General features: G+C 61.9%; 16 protein-coding genes. 5 read left to right on the top strand and 11 right to left on the bottom strand.

The annotated features are described in order from the left end of the window. Positions 1-28 precede the first annotated feature (28 nt). Together AC07XM_RS11330 and AC07XM_RS11325 are read left to right on the top strand one after the other, a co-directional pair. Positions 29-1,147, top strand: a complete 1,119-nt coding sequence (locus tag AC07XM_RS11330; protein WP_016486690.1) for a glycosyltransferase 61 family protein — start codon at positions 29-31, stop codon at positions 1,145-1,147. 42 nt (positions 1,148-1,189) lie between these two features. Beyond that, entirely contained in the window at positions 1,190-1,978 is a 789-nt protein-coding gene (locus AC07XM_RS11325) for an AraC family transcriptional regulator (RefSeq protein WP_102689087.1), read from the top strand. Here the strand turns inward: AC07XM_RS11325 and AC07XM_RS11320 are convergent. Next, positions 1,971-2,552, bottom strand: coding sequence for a LysE family translocator (locus tag AC07XM_RS11320; RefSeq protein ID WP_016486692.1), 582 nt, complete (start codon positions 2,550-2,552; stop codon positions 1,971-1,973). The two genes, AC07XM_RS11325 and AC07XM_RS11320, sit on opposite strands and share 8 nt — an antisense overlap. A gap of 271 nt (positions 2,553-2,823) precedes the next feature. Between AC07XM_RS11320 and AC07XM_RS11315 the strand changes: the two genes are divergently transcribed. Then, a complete protein-coding gene (locus AC07XM_RS11315; protein ID WP_023048161.1) occupies positions 2,824-4,395 on the top strand; it encodes a TerC family protein in 1,572 nt (523 codons plus the stop codon). On the opposite strand, the gene rarD is transcribed toward AC07XM_RS11315, so the two are convergent. Both rarD and AC07XM_RS11305 read right to left on the bottom strand, forming a co-directional pair. Beyond that, positions 4,358-5,245 carry an EamA family transporter RarD gene (gene rarD, locus AC07XM_RS11310; RefSeq protein WP_024717647.1) on the bottom strand — a complete coding sequence of 296 codons (888 nt, stop codon included), beginning with the start codon at positions 5,243-5,245 and terminating at the stop codon, positions 4,358-4,360. The genes AC07XM_RS11315 and rarD overlap by 38 nt on opposite strands. A gap of 33 nt (positions 5,246-5,278) precedes the next feature. Next, positions 5,279-6,865, bottom strand: a complete 1,587-nt coding sequence (locus AC07XM_RS11305) for an EAL domain-containing protein (protein ID WP_102689086.1) — start codon at positions 6,863-6,865, stop codon at positions 5,279-5,281. Positions 6,866-7,164: 299 nt separating this feature from the next. Between AC07XM_RS11305 and hppD the strand changes: the two genes are divergently transcribed. Continuing rightward, a complete protein-coding gene (gene hppD / locus AC07XM_RS11300) occupies positions 7,165-8,241 on the top strand; it encodes a 4-hydroxyphenylpyruvate dioxygenase (protein WP_016486696.1) in 1,077 nt (358 codons plus the stop codon). A gap of 22 nt (positions 8,242-8,263) precedes the next feature. Here hppD and AC07XM_RS11295 read toward each other — a convergent pair whose 3' ends face one another. After that, entirely contained in the window at positions 8,264-9,070 is an 807-nt protein-coding gene (locus AC07XM_RS11295; RefSeq protein WP_016486697.1) for a CSS-motif domain-containing protein, read from the bottom strand. A gap of 132 nt (positions 9,071-9,202) precedes the next feature. Next, the gene (locus tag AC07XM_RS11290) at positions 9,203-9,889 is read right to left on the bottom strand and encodes a type 1 glutamine amidotransferase domain-containing protein (protein WP_016486698.1); all 687 of its coding nucleotides are present in this window, start codon (positions 9,887-9,889) and stop codon (positions 9,203-9,205) included. A gap of 182 nt (positions 9,890-10,071) precedes the next feature. On the opposite strand from AC07XM_RS11290, the gene AC07XM_RS11285 reads away from it, so the two are divergent. After that, entirely contained in the window at positions 10,072-12,135 is a 2,064-nt protein-coding gene (locus AC07XM_RS11285) for an ATP-binding protein (protein WP_102689085.1), read from the top strand. A 6-nt stretch (positions 12,136-12,141) separates the two neighbouring features. On the opposite strand, the gene AC07XM_RS11280 is transcribed toward AC07XM_RS11285, so the two are convergent. From AC07XM_RS11280 to AC07XM_RS11255, 6 genes are all read right to left on the bottom strand, one after another. Then, positions 12,142-13,755, bottom strand: coding sequence for a response regulator (locus tag AC07XM_RS11280; protein WP_102689084.1), 1,614 nt, complete (start codon positions 13,753-13,755; stop codon positions 12,142-12,144). 80 nt (positions 13,756-13,835) lie between these two features. Further along, complete coding sequence (locus tag AC07XM_RS11275) at positions 13,836-14,891, bottom strand: HEAT repeat domain-containing protein (protein WP_102689083.1); 1,056 nt, start codon at positions 14,889-14,891, stop codon at positions 13,836-13,838. Positions 14,892-15,168: 277 nt separating this feature from the next. After that, positions 15,169-16,584, bottom strand: coding sequence for an efflux transporter outer membrane subunit (locus tag AC07XM_RS11270; RefSeq protein WP_016486702.1), 1,416 nt, complete (start codon positions 16,582-16,584; stop codon positions 15,169-15,171). Further along, a complete protein-coding gene (locus AC07XM_RS11265; protein ID WP_016486703.1) occupies positions 16,581-19,760 on the bottom strand; it encodes an efflux RND transporter permease subunit in 3,180 nt (1,059 codons plus the stop codon). The genes AC07XM_RS11270 and AC07XM_RS11265 overlap by 4 nt, the downstream gene beginning before the upstream one ends. A 12-nt stretch (positions 19,761-19,772) precedes the next feature. Next, positions 19,773-21,014 (bottom strand): multidrug efflux RND transporter periplasmic adaptor subunit MexE, encoded by a 1,242-nt coding sequence (mexE, locus tag AC07XM_RS11260; protein ID WP_016486704.1) that lies wholly within the window; start codon positions 21,012-21,014, stop codon positions 19,773-19,775. Between the two features lie 167 nt (positions 21,015-21,181). Continuing rightward, entirely contained in the window at positions 21,182-23,608 is a 2,427-nt protein-coding gene (locus tag AC07XM_RS11255; RefSeq protein ID WP_102689082.1) for a TonB-dependent siderophore receptor, read from the bottom strand. Between the last annotated feature and the right edge of the window lie 8 nt (positions 23,609-23,616).

Here is a 23,616-nt window from a genome sequence, read left to right as displayed (position 1 = left end):
AAACTTCGTCATCAGGGGAGGACGCTTCATGGGGAGCGACATCTCGCAGTTCAGTGCATCGTCCGCGGCCAAGCAGCACACCTGGACCTTGGCCGCCTATCGTTACATGGCGCGCAAGCGGCTGGGCAAGAATACCGCCATCGACCTCAAGAGCATCGCCACCAGGAGTTGGGACATTGCTCCAGGCGAAACCACTGTGTCCCCGGCGGCCATTTTCCTGCCTGGCCAGCTGGAACGGGTAACGGGCTGGGAGGGCAAGCGTTTTTACCCCTACGTGCACCCCGCTCGCACCATGGAGGGTGGCATCAGCACATTGCAAGGGCCAACCCGCGGCTACCTGATCAAGGATGTGTGGCTGGTCGATGGTGCGTTGTACAAAGGCAAGGCCAGCCACTGGCTGTCGCTCAAGCCAAGTACCTTCCCGACCATCATCGTTGACAACGAAATAGACCGCGCGGCCATCTACTGCACGCAAAACGGCAATTCGTGGTTCGGCACCTGGCTGATGGAAGATTGCCCAACCTATGCGCTGGCCTGCAATGAGGGCATACCGGTGACCACCGCACCCTCGGCCAGATACCCGCTGTTTACCCAGGCCCCGGCCTATGAAGACTGGCTGGGCATGAAGCCACTGCGCCTGCGCAGTGCGTTTTTCCGTGAGCTGGTGCTGTTCGATGATCAGGGCAACAACCGCAGCCGGCATGCCCGCTACCGGGCCATGGGGGATAAATTGCTGTCGCACGTGCCGCATGCCCCACATCCTGGCGTGTTCCTGCTGCGTGGCGGCGACGGCGACCTGCGCTTGTTGCGCAATGAGCTGGAGCTCGCCGAGCACCTGCGTGTCACCCGCGGTTTCCGTGTTGTGAACCCGCTCAAGTCCGATGTGCCGAGTATTGTTGCAGCCTGCGCCGGGGCAAAAGTGGTCATTGGCGTGGAGGGCAGCCAATTGGTGCATGGGGTAAATGTGCTGCAGCCCGGTGGTAGCCTGCTCACCTTGCAGCCGCCTGACCGGTTTGTGAGCTACTACAAATACCTGACCGATCGCGACCATCAGCATTTCGCTTTTGTGGTCGGGATTCCGGATGGCGATGGTTTCCGGATCGATATCGAAGAGGTGGAGCGCACGCTGGACCTGCTTCCACGGTAAACGTGTAGTATCGGTGAATGTCAGCATCAAGTGGGCAAGGGGATGATCGAGGTTTCGCGGTTCTGGCGTGATCCTGCATTGCCCTTTGTCGAAGCCCGGCGGGTAGGGGACGGGCGCCAGGTGTGCTACGCCGCGCACTCCCATGAGAGCTTTTCAATCGGCGTGATCACGGGTGGGCGCAGTACCTACCTCAACGGTGACCTGCGCATCCAGGTAGGGGCCGGTACCACCGTGCTGATGAACCCGGGTGTTGTGCATGCCTGCAACCCCATCGACGCTGAGCCCTGGTCTTACCTGATGCTGTTCGTCGATATGTCCTGGCTACAGGCGCAAGGCTTTAAATTGCCTACGCAGACCTGGAGCAGCTCGCCTGCGTTGTACCAGCGGTTGTTGCAGGGGTTCGCTGACCTGTTCGATGCGGGCGTGCCTGATCGGGAAGGCCGCTTGGCAGAACTGTTTGGCGCATTGCCGGACTTTCTCGGCGCCAACGCCCAGGCGAGGGCCGAAGGCAACCCGCGGCTGAGCGCGGCAGCAGCGTTCATACGTGCTCATCGCACCGATCCACTGAGCCTTGAAGATATCTGCACAGCGTGCGGCCTGTCGCGCGCCTATCTGATTCGAGCCTTCCGCCAACATTATGGGCTGACACCGCATGGCTACCTGCTCGACCAGCGTGTTCAGCTGGCCAGGGCGCAGTTGCGTCAGGGGCGGGCGATTGCCGAGGTTGCGCAGGAGGCCGGGTTTGCAGACCAAGCGCACTTGCAGCGGGCTTTCAAAAAGCATCTGGCGGCGACGCCGGGTCATTATCGGAATGCGGCTGGCGTCAGATAACCAGGTAGACAGCACTGCCCACCAGCAACACCGCCAACCCTCGATTGAGCAGGCGCAGGTGCCGTGGGTTGCCCAGGTACTGGCGAACCACGCTGCCAGCCCATGCCCAGCTGGCCACCGAAATGAAACAGATCGGCCCGTAGATCCAGGTGAACAACCACAGCAAGTGCTGCTCACCACCGGTATAAGCGCCGACCCCGGCCACTGCTGCCAGCCAGGCCTTGGGGTTCAGCCATTGCATCGCCGCGCCTTGCCAGGCCGAGGGGGCGGGTGTCGAGTGCATGCCGGTCAGTTGGCCATCATCGCGCGCAAGTTTCCACGCCATGTACAGCAGAAACGTTACCCCGCCCCAGTGCAGCAGCTGGCCCATCAGCGGCCAACGCACCAGCAGCTGGTGCAAGCCCAGCCCGACCAGCACCAGCAACAGGCAGAAACCCAGCGTGGCGCCAGCCACATGTGCCAGGCTGGCGCGTAGGCCATGGTTGGCGCCGCTGCTCAGGGCAATGATGTTGACCGGGCCGGGGGAAATTGACGCCGCCAGTGCGAAGGCGGCCATGGACATGGACAGGCTCATGAGAAAGATCCGGTGGTGGGAAGGAGCCATGATTTTCAGCTGTTGGCGGTCGACGGTATTGAAGAAAAGTACCTACAAAAATACAGACTCAAATTCCTTTAAGGTTTTGAAATAGTTTTGCGCTATCAGATAAACCTGCTGTGCTTGTACGATTCTTGTCCCAATTTGCTATCAAGGTCTATATGAGCACCTTCGCGGAGCCCCCCAGTTTCTGGCCTTTCAGGCCGTCCCCCCTCCGTCCTCGTGACGCTTCGCTCGTGAGTACCCGCTAATGGAATGGCTAGCCGACCCCACGGCCTGGCTAGGCCTGTTGACGCTTATCGTCCTCGAGCTGGTGCTGGGTATCGACAACCTGGTGTTTATCGCCATTCTGGCCGACAAGCTGCCGCCCCATCAGCGAGACCGCGCGCGGGTGATCGGCCTGAGCCTGGCGTTGATCATGCGCCTTGGCCTGCTGGCCAGCATTTCGTGGATGGTCACCCTGACTGCGCCGCTGTTCGAGGTGTTCGACAAGAGCTTCTCGGGCCGTGACCTGATCATGCTGTTCGGCGGTGTGTTCCTGCTGTTCAAGGCCACCATGGAGCTGCACGAGCGCCTGGAGGGCCATGTCACCCAGGCAAGTGGCACGCTGCGCCATGCCGCATTCTGGCCTATCGTCGCTCAGATCGTGGTACTGGATGCTGTGTTTTCGCTGGATGCGGTGATCACGGCGGTGGGCATGGTCGAAGAGCTGTCGGTGATGATGATCGCGGTGATTTTCTCGATCGGTATCATGATCGTTGCCAGCAAGCCGCTGACCCGCTTCGTCAACGCCCACCCCACGGTGATCATGCTGTGCCTGGGCTTCCTGATGATGATTGGTTTCAGCCTTACCGCCGAGGGCCTGGGCTTCCATATCCCGAAAGGCTACCTGTACGCAGCGATCGGCTTCTCGATCCTGATCGAGCTGTTCAACCAGTTGGCGCGTGCCCGTCGCAAGCGCAGCTTGCAGCAGCACAGGCCGCTGCGTGAACGCACCGCACATGCCGTGCTGCGCATGCTGGGCGGCCGCCGGGTCGAGGCTGACGAGGTGGGCGAGGAAATCGCCGACATGGTTGAGGGTGGCGAGGAACAGGTGCTGTTCGACCGCCGTGAACGGATAATGATCAGTGGCGTACTTAACCTGGCCGAGCGGCCTATCCGAACGGTGATGACCGCACGTGCCGAAGTCGATGTGATCGACCTGGCGCAGCCGGCCGAAGCCATCACGCAGGCCTTGGCCAATTCGCCATACTCGCGCCTGCCGTTGATTCGTGATGGCCGTGTCGACGAACCGCTGGGCTTCGTGCACAAAAAGGAGCTGCTCAAGGAGTTGTTGTCGGGCAGCCAGCCGGACCTGGAAGGCATGGCACGGGCGCCGTTGAACCTGCTGGAGAGCTTCAGCATCCTCAACGCCCTGGAGCAGATGCGTGGTCAGTCGACCCACATCGCCTTCGTGATCAACGAGTTCGGTGACTTCACCGGCCTGTTGACCATGACCGACATTCTTGAATCGATTGCCGGTGAGCTGCCAGATGCCAGCGAAGTTGAAGGCCCTGGCATTGTCCAGGAGGGTGAAGGCTTTGTGGTGAGCGGTGCACTGAACCTGAGCCAGGTACAGGCACGTACCGGCTTCAGCGCACGTGCCACCGACGATTACCAGACCCTCGCGGGCCTGGTCATGAGCCTGCTCGATCGCCTGCCGATGGTGGGTGACCGCCTGGCGTGGAATGGCTGGACGCTCACCGTGGAAGCGGTTGAAGAGCGGCGGGTGCGCCAGGTTCGGCTTATACCGAGCGGCGACGCTGGCGCAGCAGGTGCTTGAAGCCTTCGAGCACCAGTACCAGCACCGCGGCCCAGATCGGCAGGTAAGTCAGCCACTGATCCGGGCCGATGGTTTCACCCAGCAGCAGCGCGACCCCCACCAGTAACACCGGCTCGACGTAGCTGAGCAGGCCGAACAGGCTGAATGGCAGCAAGCGGCTGGCCAGCACGTAGGCGATCAGGGCTGAGGCGCTGATCGCCCCAAGGACGGGGATCAAGGCATAAAGGCCTGGGTGGGCCTGCAGGTCGCCAGACGACAGCGGGCCCTGGATCACGAAGTAGAGCGCCCATGGCAGCAGCAGGCACATGTCGCACCACAGGCCACCCAGGTGGTCAGTGCGGCAACGCCGGCGCAGTACGAAATAGATCGGGTAGCCGATCGTCACCAGCAGGGTCTCCCAGGCAAAACTGCCATTTTGGTAGAGCTCGTGGCCTACGCCCAGCGCGGCGCAGGCCACGGCGACCTTTTGCAGCCGCGACAGGCGCTCGCCATACACCAGCCGCCCGGTCAGGACCATGGCCAGCGGCAGCAGAAAGTAGCCCATCGACACTTCCAGGCTGCGCCCGTGCAGGGGGGCCCAGAGGAAGAGCCACAACTGCACGCCCATTAACCACGACGTACCGACCATGCCCAGCAACAGCACTGGCGTACGTTTTACCCGGGCCAGCAGCTCGCCTACCCGTTTCCAGTCTTTCGACACAAGCATGAACAAGGTGAGGCAGGGCAGTGTCAGCAGGGTGCGCCAGCCAAAGATCTCTTCGCCATCGAGTGGCGTGAGCAGCGAGGTATAGAAGTACATCACAGCGAACAAACAGGACGCCATGACCGATGAAACAATGCCTTTTGACACGAGTGCCTCGAATAGGGGAGTTGAGCGGCTGGATCAGCCGCGCATGATCTCAGGGGGCGCGTCTTGCGGCAACCGTGACGCGCCCGGATGTGCGGTCAGTGCCTCAAGGAACTGCGCCGCCGGCATGGGCCTGGCGAACAGGTAGCCTTGCTGGAAGTCCACGTCATGGCGGGCCAGGTAGTCGCGCTGGGTGTCGGTTTCGACACCTTCGGCAACGATGCCAAGGCCAAGTTTGGCTGACAGCTCGATGATGGTTTCGAGAATGTGCAGCGACAGCGCGTCGCCGCCGATCATGGCGACGAAGCTTTGGTCGATTTTCAGGTAGTCGACCTTGAACTGGCGCAGGTGATTGAGGCTTGACTGCCCGGTGCCAAAATCATCAAGTGCAATCATCACCCCCATGGTATGCAGCTTCTCGAACAGTTCCAGGGTCACGGGGGTGGGTTCGATCAGCTTGCGCTCGGTCAGCTCCAGGGTCAGCACCACCCGGCCGGGCGGAAAGTGCTGCAGGAAGGTGCGGCAGTCGTCCAGCAGGCGCAAGTCACGGCAGTGGTCGGCGGTAATGTTGACCCCGATGTGGAAACCGTCCCCCAGCAGCCCGGCATAGGGCGCGAGGCTCTGGGCAGTGTGCATCATCAGCGATCGGGTCATCGCGACTATCTGCCCGCTATGCTCGGCATAGGGAATGAACAGGTCAGGGCGGACCAGGCCTTCTCGTGGGTGGTTCCAGCGCATCAGCACTTCGGCACCGGCCCAGCGGTAATCGCCCTTGCGCACCACCGGCTGGAAGTACGGCAGGAATTCGTCTGCCTGCAGGGCCCGATCCAGTTCGGCGCGGGGTGAGGTGGCGCGGCGAATCTGCCAGCGGCAAGCCAGTGCGGCCACGGCACCCAGCACCAGCAGCAGGCTGAGCAGGGCAGGGTAGTGGCTGCGCAGCAGCTGTCCTTGCTTGTCGGCGCTGTAGCCGCCTTGCACGCTGAACGGGTAACGCGTCGAGCCCAACAGCACATTGGCGCTGGCGGCCGCAGGGGGCACGCCTTTGTGTACCACGCCATCCTTGCCCATCCAGGCATCGCCCACGCGTATTTGCAGGTCTTCATCGGGGCCGATCAGGCGCAGTGCTGTCAGCAGGTGGTCGCCATCGACCGTGGTGATTGCGCCGTGGTCGCCGTCGCTGGCGCGGTACACCAATAGCGGATGCCCCGGGGTGACCGAGTTGCCGTCCATCAGCCACAGTTTGCCGTCTGTGTAGTCGCTAGCGTTGACCGGCTCGTCGAATTCGCCGAACAGCGAGGTGCAATAAAGGTTGTTGTGCCTGAACAGGTTGGTCGAGCGTACGAAGGCATTGCGAGTTACCTGGGCACGCAGCATAAGCTTGGCCTGGTCGCAAGGGAGGGTAGTCAGGGGCAGGAGCGCATTGGCAGCGCCGGACAGGTTGTCGAGGATGCGTTCGAGATGCTCCACCGCTTGGCGTGTGGTGGCCTGGCTGTTGGTCTGCATCTCGCGCTCGACCTGCCAGTTCATCACGGCAAGGCCGCACAATACCGGCAGCACGCCGACGACCCAGGGCAGCAGGTTGCGCCAGCCCAGGCGGGCGCGGCGTTTAGCGGTAAGGGGCATGCTGGAATAATCTGTGTTGACGGTAACGAGAGAATAGCCGCTTGTCGGAACGGGGGGGCAACTAAAACGCGACAAACGATTTTACGCAATGTAGAATCCATTTACGAATACAACAATAAGGTCCTTCAATTCCGAAGGATCAAGCCCGCCGAGAATGGGTCCATATGACATACCATGGGTTCAAGCTGATCATAGGTGACTACCTCGCCCGCAGCGTGCGTGGTATCCCTTGCTCCCCGCCATTTCTGTTCTACATCCCGCGCAATCTATAATTTTTCGCTGCAGATGAGGACACGAACATGGCTGATATCTTTGAAAATCCAATGGGCCTGATGGGTTTCGAATTCATCGAACTGGCTTCGCCTACCCCTGGCGTACTCGAACCGGTGTTCCAGATACTGGGCTTCACCAAGGTGGCTAGCCACCGTTCCAAGGATGTGCACCTGTACCGCCAAGGTGGCATCAACCTGATCCTGAACAACGAACCCAAGAGCATCGCCTCGTACTTTGCCGCCGAACACGGCCCGTCGGTGTGCGGCATGGCGTTCCGCGTGCGCAATGCCCATGAGGCCTATGCCCGAGCTCTGGAACTGGGCGCCCAGCCGGTGGAAATCGAAACCGGCCCGATGGAACTGCGCTTGCCGGCGATCAAAGGCATCGGTGGTGCGCCGCTGTACCTGATCGACCGCTTCGACGAAGGCAGCTCGATCTACGACATCGACTTCAACTTCATCGAAGGTGTGGACCGCAACCCGGTGGGTGCCGGCCTGAAGATCATCGACCACCTCACCCACAACGTGTACCGCGGGCGCATGGCCTACTGGGCTGGCTTCTACGAGAAGCTGTTCAATTTCCGCGAGATCCGCTACTTCGATATCAAGGGTGAATATACCGGCCTGACGTCCAAGGCCATGACGGCTCCCGATGGCATGATCCGTATCCCGCTCAACGAAGAATCGTCCAAGGGCGCCGGGCAGATCGAAGAGTTCCTGATGCAGTTCAACGGCGAAGGTATCCAGCACGTGGCCTTCCTTACCGACGACCTGCTCAAGACCTGGGACGCCCTGAAAGGCTTCGGCATGCGCTTCATGACGGCGCCGCCGCAAACTTACTACGAAATGCTCGAAGAGCGGTTGCCTGGCCATGGTGAGCCGGTCGACCAGTTGCAAGCTCGCGGTATCCTCCTCGATGGTGCGTCTCAACCTGAAGACAAGCGCCTATTGTTGCAGATTTTCTCGGAAACCCTGCTCGGCCCGGTGTTCTTCGAGTTCATCCAGCGCAAAGGGGATGATGGCTTTGGCGAAGGCAACTTCAAGGCATTGTTCGAATCCATCGAGCGCGACCAGGTACGCCGTGGCGTGCTGAGCACCGACTGAACCTGCTGGAGGGGCGCCGCCATCATGCATGCTCGGTGGCCGCCCCACGCCTGTGGGCGCGTGCCCTGAACAAACCCAGGTAGACAATCGAGGCGGTCGCGATCCCTACCAGTGTCAATGATGGAACGATCTGCATCATCGACTGGTGGATTTCCTGTGCGGTGAAGCCCTCGGCGTAACCGCCTTTTACCCTGTATCCATACCTGGAAGACACCGCGCTTGCAAAGAACTCGGACTGCGAGGGGCGCTGTGCGTCACGGCTGTCGCCTTGGCTCCAGATGTAGCGGTCGTCGAACTCCAGCAGCAGTGTCAGCCCATCCTGAAAACCATCCAGTTCGCTGCGTAGCTGGGTGGCATAGGCGGTCACGATCACGCTACCGTTCATGCCCTGCAAGTGATAGTTGACAACCAGCTTGCGGCGTTTGTCGGGTTGCCCGTAGGACAGTTCGACCTGTTTGCCGGACAAGGCAAAGGACGATAGGTCTTCCAGGGAATCTGAAGTACTGCTGCAATAGGCCTTGTTACTTTCGACCAGGGTAAGCGACCTGAGCATGGAGCGGCTCATGACCTGTTCCTGCAGCATTTTTTTGACGCTGTCGCAAGCTTGGCCTGCAAGCGGCAGGGTACGCTGGGCAGCTTCATGCATGCGGTTCAGTGCCTGGTCAACGCTGAATACCGCCTCCTTGACTGAGATGGTCGCGTTTTCCGCAAGCTTCATTTCCAACTGGACAATCATCACCAGCAAACCTGAAACCACAGGCACCAGGGCCACCGTAGCAAGTAGCAGCAGCTCCCGCAGGCGACGCCCGGCGTGCATGATTTTCAACATAGCGCAATCGCTCTCCGGCCTAGCTGTTCGAGGTGTACAGCTGAGCCATGAGCCTAAGCGTTCATTTGATCGGCCGGCTGTAGTCCGCGTGCAGTTTGCGGGGCAGGAAAACCAAAAGGCTGATGTAAGGCTTTATCTACCGTCGAGTTTTGCCAGTACTTTGTCCGCGAGCAGTGCAGTGGAGGCAGGGTTCTGCCCGGTGATCAGCTGACCATCCCCGATCACGTAGGGTTTCCACGGGTCCTCATGTTTGCTGTATACCCCACCACGGCCACCTAGCTCGTTTTCTGTCAGGAACGGCACTATGTTGTCCAGTTCGACCAGTTTTTCCTCAATATTAGAAAACCCGGTCACCTTGCGGTCTTTAAGCAGCAAGCTGTTGTCGCTGAGCTTGATATTGAGCAGGCCGACTACGCCGTGGCAGACCGCGGCAACGATACCCCCTTTCTCGTAGATCCTGCGTGCCACCTCTTGCAGCGGCTGGTTATCGGCGAAGTCGTACATCACACCGTGGCCGCCGGTGTAGTAGATGACGCTGTATTCGTCGGCTTTTACCTGGCCAGGGCTCAAGCTTGTGCCCAGCCGCGTCATGAAACGCTTGTCGTCATACCATTGCCAGTCCAGGTCGGGGGCCATCTGCAGGCTGTGTGGGTCGACAGGGACGTAGCCACCCTCAGGGCTTACATAATCGACCGTGTAGCCGGCCTTTTCGACTTTTTCGACAAAGTGCACCGCTTCACCCAGCCACAGCCCGGTCGCCCGATTCAAGGTCGGATACTTGGCTGTATTGGTCAGCACTACCAGCATTTTCTTGCTCATGACCATGCTCCTGTCGGCAACCTGAATGGGCCGTTGCTCCCTGGCCCAGGGGAAAACCTAATCAGCATAGCTGCCAGGCGCAAGTCCGCCATCGTGCGCAGCTTGTGCTGTGCTAACGTGAACGAACCCCTCCGGGGCAGCCTCGGAACCGAGGTAATCTACGCATTGGTGGAGTAACGCTATTGCCCGCACACGGTACGCCGCGCAAGCCTGCGCGGGAGCTCACCTTGAAAACGCCCGTATCGGCACCGCTCGATCTGATGAGCCAACGAATTGCGCAGTTCGACTGGGGGCACACATCACTTGGGCCGTTGCCACGTTGGTCGGCCTCGTTGCGCATTGCCGTCGACATGATGCACTCGTCACCGTTTCCTTGCGCAGTGGTCTGGGGGGCAGACCTCTGCGTGGTGCACAATGATGGCTACCGGGCGCTGCGGGCCGCCAGGCCGGATGCGCTGGGCAATGCGTTCGATGCGCTCTGGAGTGACCTCTGGGAGGCGATGGGGCCCTGGGTATTCAAGGCGCTTGAAGGGCGTTCGAACTTTGTCGAGGACCAGCCCCTGCTCGTCTGCGTCGAAGGCAGCGAGCCGCTGTGGTGCGCGTTCGGTTATGCACCCCTGCGCGATGAATTTGGAAACGTGGCGGGGTTTCTGCACAAGGTGATCGAGACCACGGCCAGCGTGGAGGCGTACCATCATTGGCGTGAGCAGGTGCAGGGCTATGAACGACAGATAGCGCGCCATGTGGCCGAGCGCGAGCAGATCTGGCAACTGTCCCCGGATGCAATGATGACGGTTACCCCTGAGCTCAAGCTGCATGCCGTCAACCCCGCCTGGTACCGCATTCTGGGCTGGTCCGAGGAGCAGGTTCACGATGTGCCGGTGCTGGAGCTGGTGCATCCGGCGGATCGCGCCGAGGTACAAGTGGCAGTCTCCGGGTTCCTGCAATACCGCAATACCGAGCAACTGGAGACGCGCTTGCGTCACTGCGATGGCCATTATCACTGGTTCCGCTGGAGTGCCCGGTTCAATGGCAGCCTGTTGACGGCAGTCGGTCGGGATATCACCGAAGACCGCGAAGAGGCCGCGCGTAAGTCTGAAGCGCTGATGCGCAATAGCGAACGCATGGAGGTGGTTGGCCAGTTGGCCGGCGGCATGGGCCATGAGATGAACAACCTGCTGTCTGGCATCGGTGGCAGCCTGGAACTGCTGCAGCGGCGCCTTCAGGATGGCCGCCTGGAGCGTGTTGACGCCTATTTGGAGGTCGCTCGCGAATCGGTCTTACGCGCCATGGAACTGACCCATCGCCTGCTGGCATTCTCTCGGCATCAACCGCTTGCACCCAAGCCCCTGGACTTCAACCGGCAGTTGCGGCTAAGCGAGCCGTTGCTATTGAAGACGCTGGGCGCAGAGATGCGCTTGCACTGGCAACTGGATGTCGCGCCGTGGGCCGTATGCCTTGACGTTACCCAACTTGAAAATGCCTTGGTCAACCTCTGCGCCAATGCCCGGGAGGCCTGCCTGGAACGTGGCAATGTCACTGTACGCAGCGTCAACGAGCGGTTGACGGCCAGCTTCCCTGATGAAAATGGGCTGCCGCCAGGCGACTACGTTGCCTTGCATGTGGAGGACGACGGCCACGGCTTTTCGACGCGCGACATTACCAGGGCTTTTGAGCCGTTCTTCACCACCAAGCCCATCGGCCGTGGTTCCGGGCTTGGGCTATCGATGGTGTATGGTTTTGTCGGTCAATCGGGGGGATACGCCTGGATCGAGTCGAGCCCGAATCAGGGGGCCAGGGTTTCCATGCTTTTCCCAAGGTGCCACGACCCGGCACCCGAAGCGCCGAAGCCAGTGCAACGTTCCCAGCGCATGGCCCAGGGTGAGCGCCTGTTACTGGTCGATGACGAGCTGAACTTGCGTGCCGTGATGCGCGAGTACCTGACTGAACGCGGTTTTGTGGTCACTGATGCGAGTGACGCCAATGCTGCGCTGGAGCGCTTTCGCCTTGATGGCCCCTTCGACCTGGTGATTACCGACATCGGTTTACCCGGCGGCTTCAGTGGCCGGCAAGTGGCCAAGGCCATGCGCATGCAGCTTCCTTCGCAGAAGATCCTGTTCATCACCGGCTACGCTGACCATCCTGTTGAAGCGCAGCTGCTTGATCAGCCGGGAACGGCATTGATGAACAAGCCGTTTTTGCTGGCGGACCTTGCCGATCAGGCGCTAAGCATGCTCGAACAATGACGGGGTTCAGGGGCGGCCCAGAATCTGCGTGACCTGCGTCTGCAAGTCTTTCAGTTCGAATGGTTTGCAGATCAAGTGCATGCCCGTGCCCAAAAAACCCTCGCGGGCCATGGCCGTTTCCGCGTAGCCGGTGATGAACAGCACGGGCAAATGTGGATGCAGGCTGCGGGCAATTTCGGCCAGTTGACGGCCATTCATACCGGGCAGGCCGATGTCGCTGACCAGCAAATCCACGGGCTGAGAGGAGCGCAACACCTTGAGCCCTTGGGTGGCGTTGGCCGCGCTGCGGCAGGGGAAGCCGCTCTCACGCAGTGCCTGGCACAACAATTGGCGCACATGGGGGTCGTCTTCGACCACCAGCACGTGACGGCCCCGGCTCTCCTGCACAGGTATCGGCTTGCTTGGTGCCGTTGCCTGGCCGATATGGCGCGGCAGGTACAGGTCTACCCGAGTGCCCAGGCCAATCTGGCTGTGCAGTGCGAGATGCCCGTGAGACTGCCTGCTGAAGCCGTAGACCATCGACAGGCCGAGGCCGATACCCTGGCCGATCGCCTTGGTACTGAAAAACGGCTCGAAAGCGCGCTCAAGGGTGCTTTGCGCCATGCCCTGGCCGTCATCGATGATGCTCAGGCGCAGGTAGTCACCAGGACACAGAGCTCCACTGGTGAACTGCTTGCTGGGGATATGCTGGTTGCTTGCCTCGACTCGCAGCTGGCCGCCACTGGGCATGGCTTCTGAGGCATTGAACAGCAGGTTGTCGAGGGCTTCCTGCAACTGTTTGGCATCAGCTTCTACGGGCCACAGGTCTTTGGCGGTATGCACGTGTAACGTTATGGCAGGGTTGAGGCAGGTTTTCAGGCGTTTCACCTCGAGCAGGCCGTGCAGGTCGACACGCTGGCTGTTCAGCGATTGACGGGAGGAGAAGGCCAGCAAGCGGTGGGTCACGCGAGCGGCGCGTGTTACTGCCTCACGTCCCATCCGCAGTACGCTGTCAAGGCCATCGCTGCGGCCTTGATGCAGGCGCCGTTCAATCAGTTCGAAGCTGCCGCCAATGCTGGTAAGCAGGTTATTGAAGTCGTGAGCAACACCCCCGGCCAGTTGGCCAATGGCTTCCATCTTGCGTGTCTCGTAGCAGGCGAACTCGCTGGGTTTGTGTTCCTTCTCTGGCGGCGCTCCCAGTGAGTTCAGGCGCTGCTGCAGGTCGTGCAACTGGTCGCGTGCAGCGTATTGCCGTCGTCGGTTGCGCAAGGCGGATCGGGTCATGTGCAGCAGTTGGTCGTTGTCGAACGGGGCGACCAGCAGCAAAAGATTGCCCACTGGGTGGTTGCCTGCACAAGCGGCCGACCAGGCACCCTGCATGAGCAGCACGATGGGCAGGTCCGACCAGCTCTGTTGCTGGTCGATGAATGCTTGCAGCAACGCACTGGGGCCGTTGTCGAACACTTGCTCGGCAATGATTGCCAGGCCTGCGCCTTCTGCCAGGCAAGTCTGCAGGTTGGACAGGTCAACGGTGCACAGGCTATTGATGCCGGCTGAGGCGAGCAGGCGCGAGGTATCCGCCGCTAATGGCGGGGGTGCCAGGATCAAGGCACGTTCATCCAGCGCCAATGAATGGGACAAAACGACTCTCCTGCAGGGGTGGCCTGATACCCAACGGACCCTTGGCAAACGGCCTGGGTTCAACAATAGTCAGATATTGCCTATAGGCCTTGCTGCAGTGCGGGGTCGTCCGGGTTCTGCCGTTCCAGCTCGGCCAATAGCACTTGAACGTTCTGCAATTGCCCGGTCTCTTTCCAGTACTGGATCAGCAGCACTCGAGCGCGGCGGTTGGCCGGCTCCCGGTTGAGCACGGTTTCCAGCTGCTTTTGGGCTGCGTCGAGTTGTTCCAGTTCGTGGAGAGTGACTGCCAGCGTATAGCGGTAATCGGCGTTGTCCGGGTCCAGTTCGACGGCGCGGGACAAGGCAAGCAAGGCGTATTCACGTTGCTCGTGGCGGATCAGCCAGAGCCCAAGCTCGTACTGCAGGAAGGCTGAGTCGGGGCTGAGTGCCAAGGCTTTGCCCAGTACCTGGCGCGAGGCATCGTGCTGGCCCTGACGCTCCAGCAAACGCACCTGGGTGGCCAAGGCGTCGAGGTTGCCGGGTGCAACGTCCAGCGCGCGCTGCAGGGCCGCGGCTGCCTGGGCGTAGTCGTTTTCGTGCAGGTACAGGCGTGCCAGGTGTATCTGGGCGTCGGCATCCTCGGGGTGTTGCTCGAGCGCCTGCTGGTAGTGTTCAAGGGCTGCCTGCAACGGGCCGAAATACAGGCCGATGGCATCGGGGCTCAGGCCCAGCAGGGCATCCACGGCAGCAAAGCGCACGCTTTGTTCGTCGTCGTCCAGCAGTGGGCCGAGTACCAGGCTGCGCTGCGCTGCCGGCAGCAGGCGGCGGATACCTGCAATAGCCGCACGGCGCACCAGCGGGTCGGCATGCTCCAGGTCCTGGCGGGCAAGTTTCAATGCCTGGGGAGAGGGGTAGTTGGGTAACTCGGCATAGAGGGCAGCGCGGCGGATAGGGGGCAGGTCGTCGCGTTGCAATTGCTGGTACAGCACGCGCGCAGCGCCGGGTTGGCCGTCATGGGCCTGGCGCAGCGCCTTGGCATAGCTGTGTGCAGGCAAGGTCGGCGGGGCTGGCTGCTCATCGCGCCACAGGTAACCGAACAGGGCCGATACCAGGATCAACAGCAGCAGGGCGATCAGGTAGCGGTTGCGTCTGTGCATCGGACGGTCCGTGGTGGCGGGAAGGGCAGAGCTTGGGCCAGCCGGGGGGCAAATGCAACCGAGTGCAGGCACCAAGGCGGTCGCGCGCGTATCTCGCAGGTTTCGATTGGCCCGAAACAAACGTAGGAGCGAGCGCAGCTCGCGATGCGCCGCGCGGGCGGCGCTCGATCTCGCAGGCGCTGAAAATTCAACGACATAAAAAAGCCCCGCCGACCAAGGCCTGCGGGGCAAACGGTTGGGGGAGGAGCCAACCAAAGGAGTCGTTTGAACGGGTGTATCAGCGTGCGCTGGCCACCGTCTGCGGTTGCCAGCCGCCGCCCAGGGCTTTGTAGATGGAGACGATGCCGCGGTACAGATCGACCTCACCCTGGGCCTGCGCATCCTCAGCGCTCAGCCGCTCGCGCTCGGCGTCGAGCAGTACCAGGTAGTCCACCGTGCCTTCGCGATAGCGAATCGAGGCCAGCTCCGCTGCCTTGCGGCTGGCGTCGCTCTGGCGCATCAGCGACAGCAGGCGCTGCTGGGTCTTGTCGTAATCGCTGAAGGCGTTGGCCGACTCTTCCAGGGCCAGCAATACCTGCTGTTCGTAGTTGGCCAGGGCCCCTTCGGCATCGGCTTTGGCACCGCGCAGGCGGGCCCGCACGCTGCCCAGGTCGAAGGCCGCCCAGGTAATGCTGGGGCCCAATGCCCAGGCATTGGCTGCCGAGGAGCCGATCTGCGAGCCGCGAGCGGCGGTAAAGCCAAGGAAGCCACTGAGGCTGACGCGAGGGAACAGGTCTGCCGTGGCCACGCCGACATTGGCGGTGGCGGCAGCCAGCTGGCGTTCGGCGCTACGGATGTCCGGACGACGGCGTAGCAGCTCCCCCGGGTCGCCCACCGGCAATGCCTTGGCGATGGCCGGCAGGGCCTTGGGCGACAGGTCTACGCTGAGCGCGTCAGGGCGCTGGCCGAGCAGGGTGGCGATGCGGTGCCGCGCCCGGGCCTGTTCGGCCTGCAGTTGCGGCACGGTGGCTTCGACCCCGGCCAGGCGTGCATCGGCACGCACGACATCGAGGTCGTTGCCCACACCGGCATCGCGCAGGGTTTCGGTAATGGTCCGCGACTCCTGCTGGGTCTTGAGGTTTGCCAGGGCGATTTTCTCGCGCAGTTGCGCACCGCGCAGCTGCCCATAGGCATCGACCAATTCGGCGATCAGGCTGACCTGCAACTGTTGCAGGTCGGCGGCAGCTACCGCTTCCTGGGCCTCGCTGGCTTCGATCTGACGCTGGATGCGGCCGAACAGGTCAAGCTCCCAGGCCATGTCCAGGCCCAGGTCGTAGCGCTCGCTGTTCACCCGCTGCGTGGTCTGGCCGGGGATCTGGCCCTTGCCGATGTCGCTGCTGGCGCGGCTGGTCACGACCGGGAACTGGTCGTTCTCGGCGTCTTCGCGGATCGAACGGGCGGATTTCAGACGGGCGAAGGCCACGCGCAAGTCACGGTTGCCGTCCAGCGAAGCCTGCACCAGCTGGTTGAGCACCGGGTCGTCGAACTGCTTCCACCACAGGCTTTCGAAGCGGCTACGGTCATAAGCTTTGGCCTGCACATCACTGTTCAGTTGTGCAGGTTCGGTGGCCGGGGCCTGGTAGTCCGGGCCTACCGCACAGGCCGCCAGGGCCAGTGCCAGCAGGCTTGGGGTCAGGGGTTTGAGCAGGTTCATGCATGGTTCTCCAGCACTTGAGCGTGTTCGGCCTTGCGGGCCTGGCGGCGCTCGACGAAACGGCGGATCAGGAAGAAGAACACCGGGGTCAGGAACAGGCCGAACACGGTCACGCCAATCATCCCCGAGAACACTGCCACACCCATGGCATGGCGCATTTCCGAGCCGGCACCGGAGCTGAACACCAGCGGAACCACACCCATGATGAAGGCAATCGACGTCATCAGGATCGGCCGCAGGCGCAGGCGGCAGGCTTCCAGTACCGCAGCCAGCGGATCAAGGCCTTTGGCCTGCTCATCCTTGGCGAACTCGACGATCAGGATCGCGTTCTTGCACGCCAGGCCCACCAGCACGATCAGTCCGATCTGGGTGAAGATGTTGTTGTCGCCACCTGACACGATCACACCGGTAATGGCCGACAGCAGGGTCATCGGTACGATCAGGATCACCGCCAGCGGCAAACTCCAGCTTTCGTACTGGGCGGCCAGCACCAGGAACGCCAGCAGCACGCACAGAGGGAACACCAGCAGCGCGGTGTTACCCGAGAGGATTTGCTGGTAGGTCAGGTCGGTCCACTCGAAGGTCATGCCGTTGGGCAGTTCCTCTTTCAGCAGCTTCTCGATGGCAGCTTCGGCCTGGCCAGAGCTATAACCCGGGGCTGCTGCACCGTTGATTTCTGCGGTGATGAACCCGTTGTAGTGCATGACGCGGTCTGGCCCAGAGGTGTCGCTGACCTTGAGGAAGGTCGCCAGCGGAATCATCTCGCCGAGGTTGTTGCGCACTTTCAACTGGCCGATCTGCTCGGCATCGAGGCGGAACTGCTGCTCAGCCTGGACGTTGACCTGGTACGTGCGGCCAAAGCGGTTGAAGTCGTTGGTGTACAGCGAGCCCAGGTAAACCTGCAAGGTGTCGAAGATGTCGGTGATCGCCACGCCGTGGGTCTTGGCCTTTTCCCGGTCGATGGCGGCATCAACCTGCGGCACGTTGACCTGGTAGCTGGTGAACAGGCCCGCCAGCTCCGGCACGTTGTGGCTTTTGGCGATGATGTTCTGGGTTTCTTTGTACAGCGCTTCGTAACCCAGGTTGCCACGGTCTTCGATTTGCAGGCGGAAGCCGCCGATTGTGCCCAGGCCCTGTACTGGCGGCGGCGGGAAGATCGCGATGTAGGCGTCCTGGATATCGGCGAACTGGGCATTGAGTGCAGCCGCGATGGCAGCGGCCGACTGGCTCGGGTCCTTGCGCTCATCAAACGGCTTGAGCGGGGTGAACACAATGCCGCTGTTCGGGCTGTTGGTGAAACCGTTGATCGACAGGCCAGGGAAGGCCACCGAGTCGGCCACGCCAGGTTGCTTCAGGGCAATTTCGCTCATGCGCTTGATCACCGCCTCGGTACGGTCGAGGCTGGCGGCGTCAGGTAACTGGGCAAATGCCACCAGGTACTGCTTGTCCTGGGCCGGCACGAAACCGGTCGGCGTGGACGAGAAGCCGAGGTAGGTCAGGCCCATCAGGCCGGCATAGACGAACAGGGCGATGCCGCTGGAGCGGATGACACGGCGCACGCCACCCACGTAGCGGTGGCTGGCGCGGTCGAAGAAACGGTTGAACGGGGAGAACAGCCAGCTGCCCAGCAGCTTGTCGAGGAACCGTGAGAAACGGTCCTTGGGCGCATGGTGGTCCTTGAGCAGCACGGCAGCCAGGGCCGGCGACAGGGTCAGCGAGTTGAACGCCGAGATCACGGTGGAAATGGCGATGGTCAGGGCGAACTGCTTGTAGAACTGCCCGGTAAGGCCCGAAATGAAGGCCGCAGGGACGAACACGGCGCACAGCACAAGGGCGGTGGCAATGATCGGCCCGGTCACTTCGCTCATGGCTTTTTGCGTGGCTTCCAGCGGTTTAAGGCCCAGCCCGATGTTGCGCTCGACGTTTTCCACCACGACGATGGCGTCGTCCACCACGATGCCGATGGCCAACACCAACCCAAATAGCGACAAGGCGTTGAGCGAGAAGCCAAACAGGTGCATCACCGCAAAGGTGCCGATCAACGATACCGGCACAGCCAGCAGCGGAATGATCGAGGCACGCCAAGTCTGCAGGAACAGGATGACGACCAGCACGACCAGCACCAGGGCTTCAAACAGGGTGTGCACGACTGCTTCGATGGAGCCGCGCACGAAGATGGTCGGGTCATAGACGATGCTGTAGTCCATCCCTTCAGGGAAGTCCTTCTTCAGTTCGGCCATTTTCGCCCGCACTTCATCGGAGATCTCGATGGCGTTGGAGCCTGGGCGCTGGAAAATCGGGATCGCCACCGCTGGCTGGTTGTTCAGCAGCGAGCGCAAGGCGTACTGGCTGGAGCCGAGCTCGACCCGGGCGATATCTTTCAGGCGCGTGATCTCGCCATCGGCACCGGCACGGATGATGATGTTTTCGAACTCTTCCTCGTTGACCAGACGGCCCTGGGTGTTGATCGACAGCTGGAAGCTGGTGGAACCGGGGGCGGGCGGGGCGCCCAGCTGGCCGGCGGCCACCTGGCGGTTCTGCTCGCGGATGGCCGCGACCACATCGCTGGCGGTGAGGTTGCGCGAAGCGGTCTTGTTCGGGTCCAGCCACACGCGCAGCGAGTAGTCGCCCATGCCGAACAGCTGCACATCGCCAACGCCGCCCAGGCGTGCCAGCTCGTCCTTGATGTTGAGGATGGCGTAGTTGGACAGGTAGAGCATGTCGTAGCGGTTGTCCGGTGAGGTCAGGTGCACGACCATGGTCAGGTCGGGCGAGGCCTTGTCAACGGTGATACCGATACGCGTCACTTCTTCAGGCAGCTTGGGCTGGGTACGGGTGACGCGGTTCTGCACCTGCACCTGGGCGTTGTCCAGGTCGGTGCCCAGGGCGAAGGTGATGGTCAGCGTCAGCTTGCCGTCTGCGGTGGACTGGGAAGACATGTACAGCATGTTCTCCACACCGGTAATGGCCTGCTCCAGCGGCGCGGCAACGGTTTCGCCAATGACCTTGGGGTTGGCGCCCGGGAAGTTGGCACGCACCACCACGGTGGGCGGCACCACCTCGGGGTATTCACTGATCGGCAGCTGGAACAGCGAGATCGAACCCGCAATCAGCAGCACCAGCGACAGCACCGCGGCGAAAATCGGCCGGGTAATGAAGAATTTCGAGAAGTTCATCGGTAGGTTCCCTTAACCGCGTGGCGCCTGGGCGCTGGCGACTTTCACGTTGTTGCCCGCCACCTTCGGCGCCGGGTTGCTGGCCTCCAGTGCCTGGCGCTGCTGGGCGAGGGCAGCGAGGGTCTGTTCGCTGGCCATCTGGGTTTCTTCCGGGGTGACCGGCGAGCCTGGGCGCACGCGCTGCAGGCCCTTGACCACGATGCGGTCATCCTTGCCCAGGCCGCTGCGCACGATGCGCAGGCCTTCCAGCTTTGGCCCCAGTTCCACGGCGCGGTAGGCGGCCTTGTTGTCCTTGTCCATGACCAGCACGAACTTCTTGCCAAGGTCGGTGCCCACAGCTTCGTCATTGATCAGCACGGCGTCGTACTGCGCGCTGCCCACCAGCTTCAGGCGTGCGTACAGCCCCGGGGTGAACTGGCCGTCGCGGTTGTCGAAGACTGCACGGCCGCGGATGGTGCCGGTGCGCGGGTTCACCTGGTTGTCGACGAAGTTCATCTGGCCCAGGTGCGGGTTGCCGGTTTCGTTGGTCAGGCCCAGGTACACGGGGGTGCTCTGGCCACGCTGGCCTTCGCGCGCCAGCTGGGTGTACTTGAGGTACACGCGCTCGTCGGCGTCGAAGTAGGCGTAGACCTTGTCGGTGGACACCACGCTGGTCAGCGGGGTGACATCGGCAGTGACAATGTTGCCGGCAGTGAACTGGGCGCGGCTGACGCGGCCACTGATAGGCGCGGTGACGCGGGTAAAGCTGAGGTTCAGGCGCGCCAGGTCGAGTTGCGCCTGGATCGCGTCGACGCCGGCGCGGGCTTCGGCGGCAGCGCTGCTACGCGATTCTGCAAGCTCGGCAGAAATGGCGTTGCTGTCGCGCAGGCGCTCGCCACGGCGGGCTTCGTTGGCGCTGCGAATGGCGGTGGCTTTGGCTTGTTGCAGTTGGGCTTCGAGGCGGCGGACTTCAGCCTGGAACGGGCGCGGGTCGATCTGGAACAGCAGGTCGCCTTTTTTGACCTGGGCGCCTTCGGTGAAGGCGACCTGATCGATCTGGCCAGCGACCCGCGGGCGAACTTCGACCGTTTCCGGGGCTTCGAGGCGGCCGGTGAACTCGTCCCATTCGTTGATCGGTTGCTCGATCACCTTGGCCACAGTGACCTTCGGCGCGGCGGGAGCCTGCACGGCGTCTGGGGTTCGACCGCAAGCGCTGATCACCACCACTGCCAAGGCAGCGAGGGGAAAGCGCAAGGGTTTGAGAGATTGTTCCATGGAGAACTCCGCCAATGTATTAGTAGTGGGCGGAGTGTGAGTGTCTTGCGCGTGAGGCACGAATCGAACGGGACGAAGGTTAATATCACGCTGAATGATATGTGTGGATCATTCATCGATGGCGGGCATGATGGGGCTGCCCGGCAGCCCCGTTCGCGTGCATTCCCTCAGAACCGCCAGCGGGCATTCGCCACCAGGTTGCGTGGCTCACCATAAGAGCCGGAGCTGAACGTGCCCAGGCCGTCGTAGTACTTCTTGTCGAACAGGTTGTTCAGGTTCAGCCCCAAGCTCAGGTGTTCATCGAAGGCATAGTTGGCCAGCAGCCCGACCACGCCATAGTCACGCTGGTGCGCCTTGGTGCCCAGGTCTGAATTGACCGCGTAGATATCGCTTTGCCATGTCATGTTGCCGCCCACTGTCAGCTTGTTCCAGTCACCGGGCAGGCGATAGGTGGTGGCCAGCTTGAACAGGTTCATCGGCTGGTTGGTCTCGACGCGGTTGCCCTCCTTGTCGTGGGACTCGCGGTAGGTGTAGCCGCCAAATAGATTCCAGCCTGGCAGTACCTCGCCGGAAATTTCCGTCTCGATGCCGCGGGTGGTGGTGCCGGCAATGGCCCGGTAGATTTCCTGGGGGCCACTGTCATCCACCAATTGCGGCGTGTTCTTCTGTTTGACTTCGAACAGTGCGGCGCTGGCGTTCAAAGCGCCGTCGTAGAACTCGCCCTTGATGCCAAGCTCGTAGTTGTCGCCTTCGAGCGGGTCCAGCGAGGTATTGCTGGCGGTCTTGTAATAGGTCTGTGGCAGGAAAATCTGCGTCCAGCTGGCGTACACCGAATACGTGTCGTTCAGGTCCAGCACCACACCGGCGTAGGGCGTGACCACGCCGGACTTCTTCGTCCGGTCGCGGCCAGTGACCTCGCCGGTCAAATCATCGCTGCTGTCGTCCTTCTGGTTCCACCAGCTGACCCGGCTGCCGAGGATGATCGACAGCGGATCATACGGCTTGAGGCGCACGGCGGCGTAGACACCGGACTGGCTCAGGCGTGACAGGCTCTCTTCGGTCTTGGCCAGGTGCGGTTTGCCATGGGGGTTGCCATCCCACTCATAGATGTTGTCGACCGCAGGGAAGCCGCGTTCGTAGGTGGGGTAGTTGAGGTGGGTGTAGGCCAGGTTGCTGCCCAACACCAGCTCATGTTCGCGGCCACCCAGCTGGAAGGGGCCGGTGGCGTACAGGTCGAAATTGTCCTGGGTCTGGTAGCTGTCCAGGCGGTTGATATACATCGATACGCCGCTGCCGGTAAGCGGGTCGGGCGTACCGGCGCTGGCGGAGCCGGTGACGCCACGGCGGTACGCGTACTGGTGGCTGTATGCGGCCTTGGCGACCCAGTCGTTGGCCAGCTTGTGCTCCAGCATGCCGGTGAAGTTGTACTGGGTATTGTTCAGGTAGCTCCAGCGTGCGGCCGGGTTGAACGACCGCGAGAAGTTTGTTGCGCTGCCATCGCTGTTGAACAAAGGGATGTGCCCGAAGCTGACGCCGTCGGCATTGTTGTTCTGGTAGTCGAGGCTCAGGCGCAGCAGGGTGTCTTCGCTCAGGTCGATGTCCAGGGCGCCGTACATCACGCGCTTGTCGGTCTTGTACCAGTCAACGAACGAGTTGGCGGTTTCGTACACCCCGACCAGGCGGCCACGGATGTTGCCGGCTTCGGTGAGCGGCCCGGAGACATCGGCCTCGGTGCGGTAGCGGTCCCATGAACCGACTTCGCCAGCCACCGTCGCCTGTGCATCCTCCGTAGGCCGCTTGCGCACCAGGTTGAGCGTGGCTGACGGCGTGCCTGCGCCACTGAGCAGGCCGGTGGCACCTCGTACCACTTCGACTCGGTCATAAATTGCCATGTCGGCCAAGGTACTGGTGAATTGCTGCGACTCGTTGGCGATTTGCGCAGGGATACCGTCGTACTGGAAGTTCTGGATCTGGAAGCCGCGGGCGTAGAAGGTATAGCGTTCGCTGTCACGATGGTTGCTGGAAAGCCCCGGTGTGAACTTCACCACATCGTCGATTGAGGCCAGGTGGTGATCATTCATCACCTGGCGCGTGACCACGCTGACCGACTGCGGCGTTTCGCGCAGTGACAGGCCCAGCTTGGTTGCGGTACGGGTACGCCCGGTGGTGTAGGCACCGGTGTTCTCGGTGGTTTCGCCCAGGCCATCGCCCACCACACTGGTCGCGCCCAGCTGCACGGCATTGCCGGTTTCGGCTGGGTACAGCACATAGGCACCTTGCTCGGCAGGCGCAACGCCCAGGCCGGTGCCAGCCAGAAGAGTGGCGAAGCCCTGTTCGACACTGTAGGTGCCTTGCAGGCCGGCACTTTGCTTGCCAGCAGTGAGCTGGCTGTCGAACGACAGCACAATCCCGGCCGCGTTGGCGAAGCGGCCGAGCACCGTGCTCAGCGGGCCGCTGCTGATGGCGTAGGTCTTCTGCGCGTTGGCTGCCTGGGCCACGGCTGCACCGGGTAGCAGCGGCGGAAGCAGGGCGAGCGAGGCGCCGAGCAAGGCAAACGTGAGTGCTTGGCGGGGTGGTGAGATAAGGCGGCGCATACGGGCTT

Source organism: Pseudomonas sp. GW460-LB5 (assembly GCF_059423245.1).
Note: the sequence above shows the minus strand (reverse complement) of the source record. Positions and strands in the feature narration are given on the sequence as shown.

Coding starts and splice junctions, on each gene's coding strand:
- AC07XM_RS11330 (WP_016486690.1), top strand. CDS start 29: ATGGGGAGCGACATCTCGCAGTTCAGTGCATCGTCCGCGGCCAAGCAG.
- AC07XM_RS11325 (WP_102689087.1), top strand. CDS start 1,190: ATGATCGAGGTTTCGCGGTTCTGGCGTGATCCTGCATTGCCCTTTGTC.
- AC07XM_RS11320 (WP_016486692.1), bottom strand. CDS start 2,552: ATGAGCCTGTCCATGTCCATGGCCGCCTTCGCACTGGCGGCGTCAATT.
- AC07XM_RS11315 (WP_023048161.1), top strand. CDS start 2,824: ATGGAATGGCTAGCCGACCCCACGGCCTGGCTAGGCCTGTTGACGCTT.
- AC07XM_RS11305 (WP_102689086.1), bottom strand. CDS start 6,865: ATGCCCCTTACCGCTAAACGCCGCGCCCGCCTGGGCTGGCGCAACCTG.
- hppD (WP_016486696.1), top strand. CDS start 7,165: ATGGCTGATATCTTTGAAAATCCAATGGGCCTGATGGGTTTCGAATTC.
- AC07XM_RS11295 (WP_016486697.1), bottom strand. CDS start 9,070: ATGTTGAAAATCATGCACGCCGGGCGTCGCCTGCGGGAGCTGCTGCTA.
- AC07XM_RS11290 (WP_016486698.1), bottom strand. CDS start 9,889: ATGAGCAAGAAAATGCTGGTAGTGCTGACCAATACAGCCAAGTATCCG.
- AC07XM_RS11275 (WP_102689083.1), bottom strand. CDS start 14,891: ATGCACAGACGCAACCGCTACCTGATCGCCCTGCTGCTGTTGATCCTG.
- AC07XM_RS11270 (WP_016486702.1), bottom strand. CDS start 16,584: ATGAACCTGCTCAAACCCCTGACCCCAAGCCTGCTGGCACTGGCCCTG.
- AC07XM_RS11265 (WP_016486703.1), bottom strand. CDS start 19,760: ATGAACTTCTCGAAATTCTTCATTACCCGGCCGATTTTCGCCGCGGTG.
- mexE (WP_016486704.1), bottom strand. CDS start 21,014: ATGGAACAATCTCTCAAACCCTTGCGCTTTCCCCTCGCTGCCTTGGCA.
- AC07XM_RS11255 (WP_102689082.1), bottom strand. CDS start 23,608: ATGCGCCGCCTTATCTCACCACCCCGCCAAGCACTCACGTTTGCCTTG.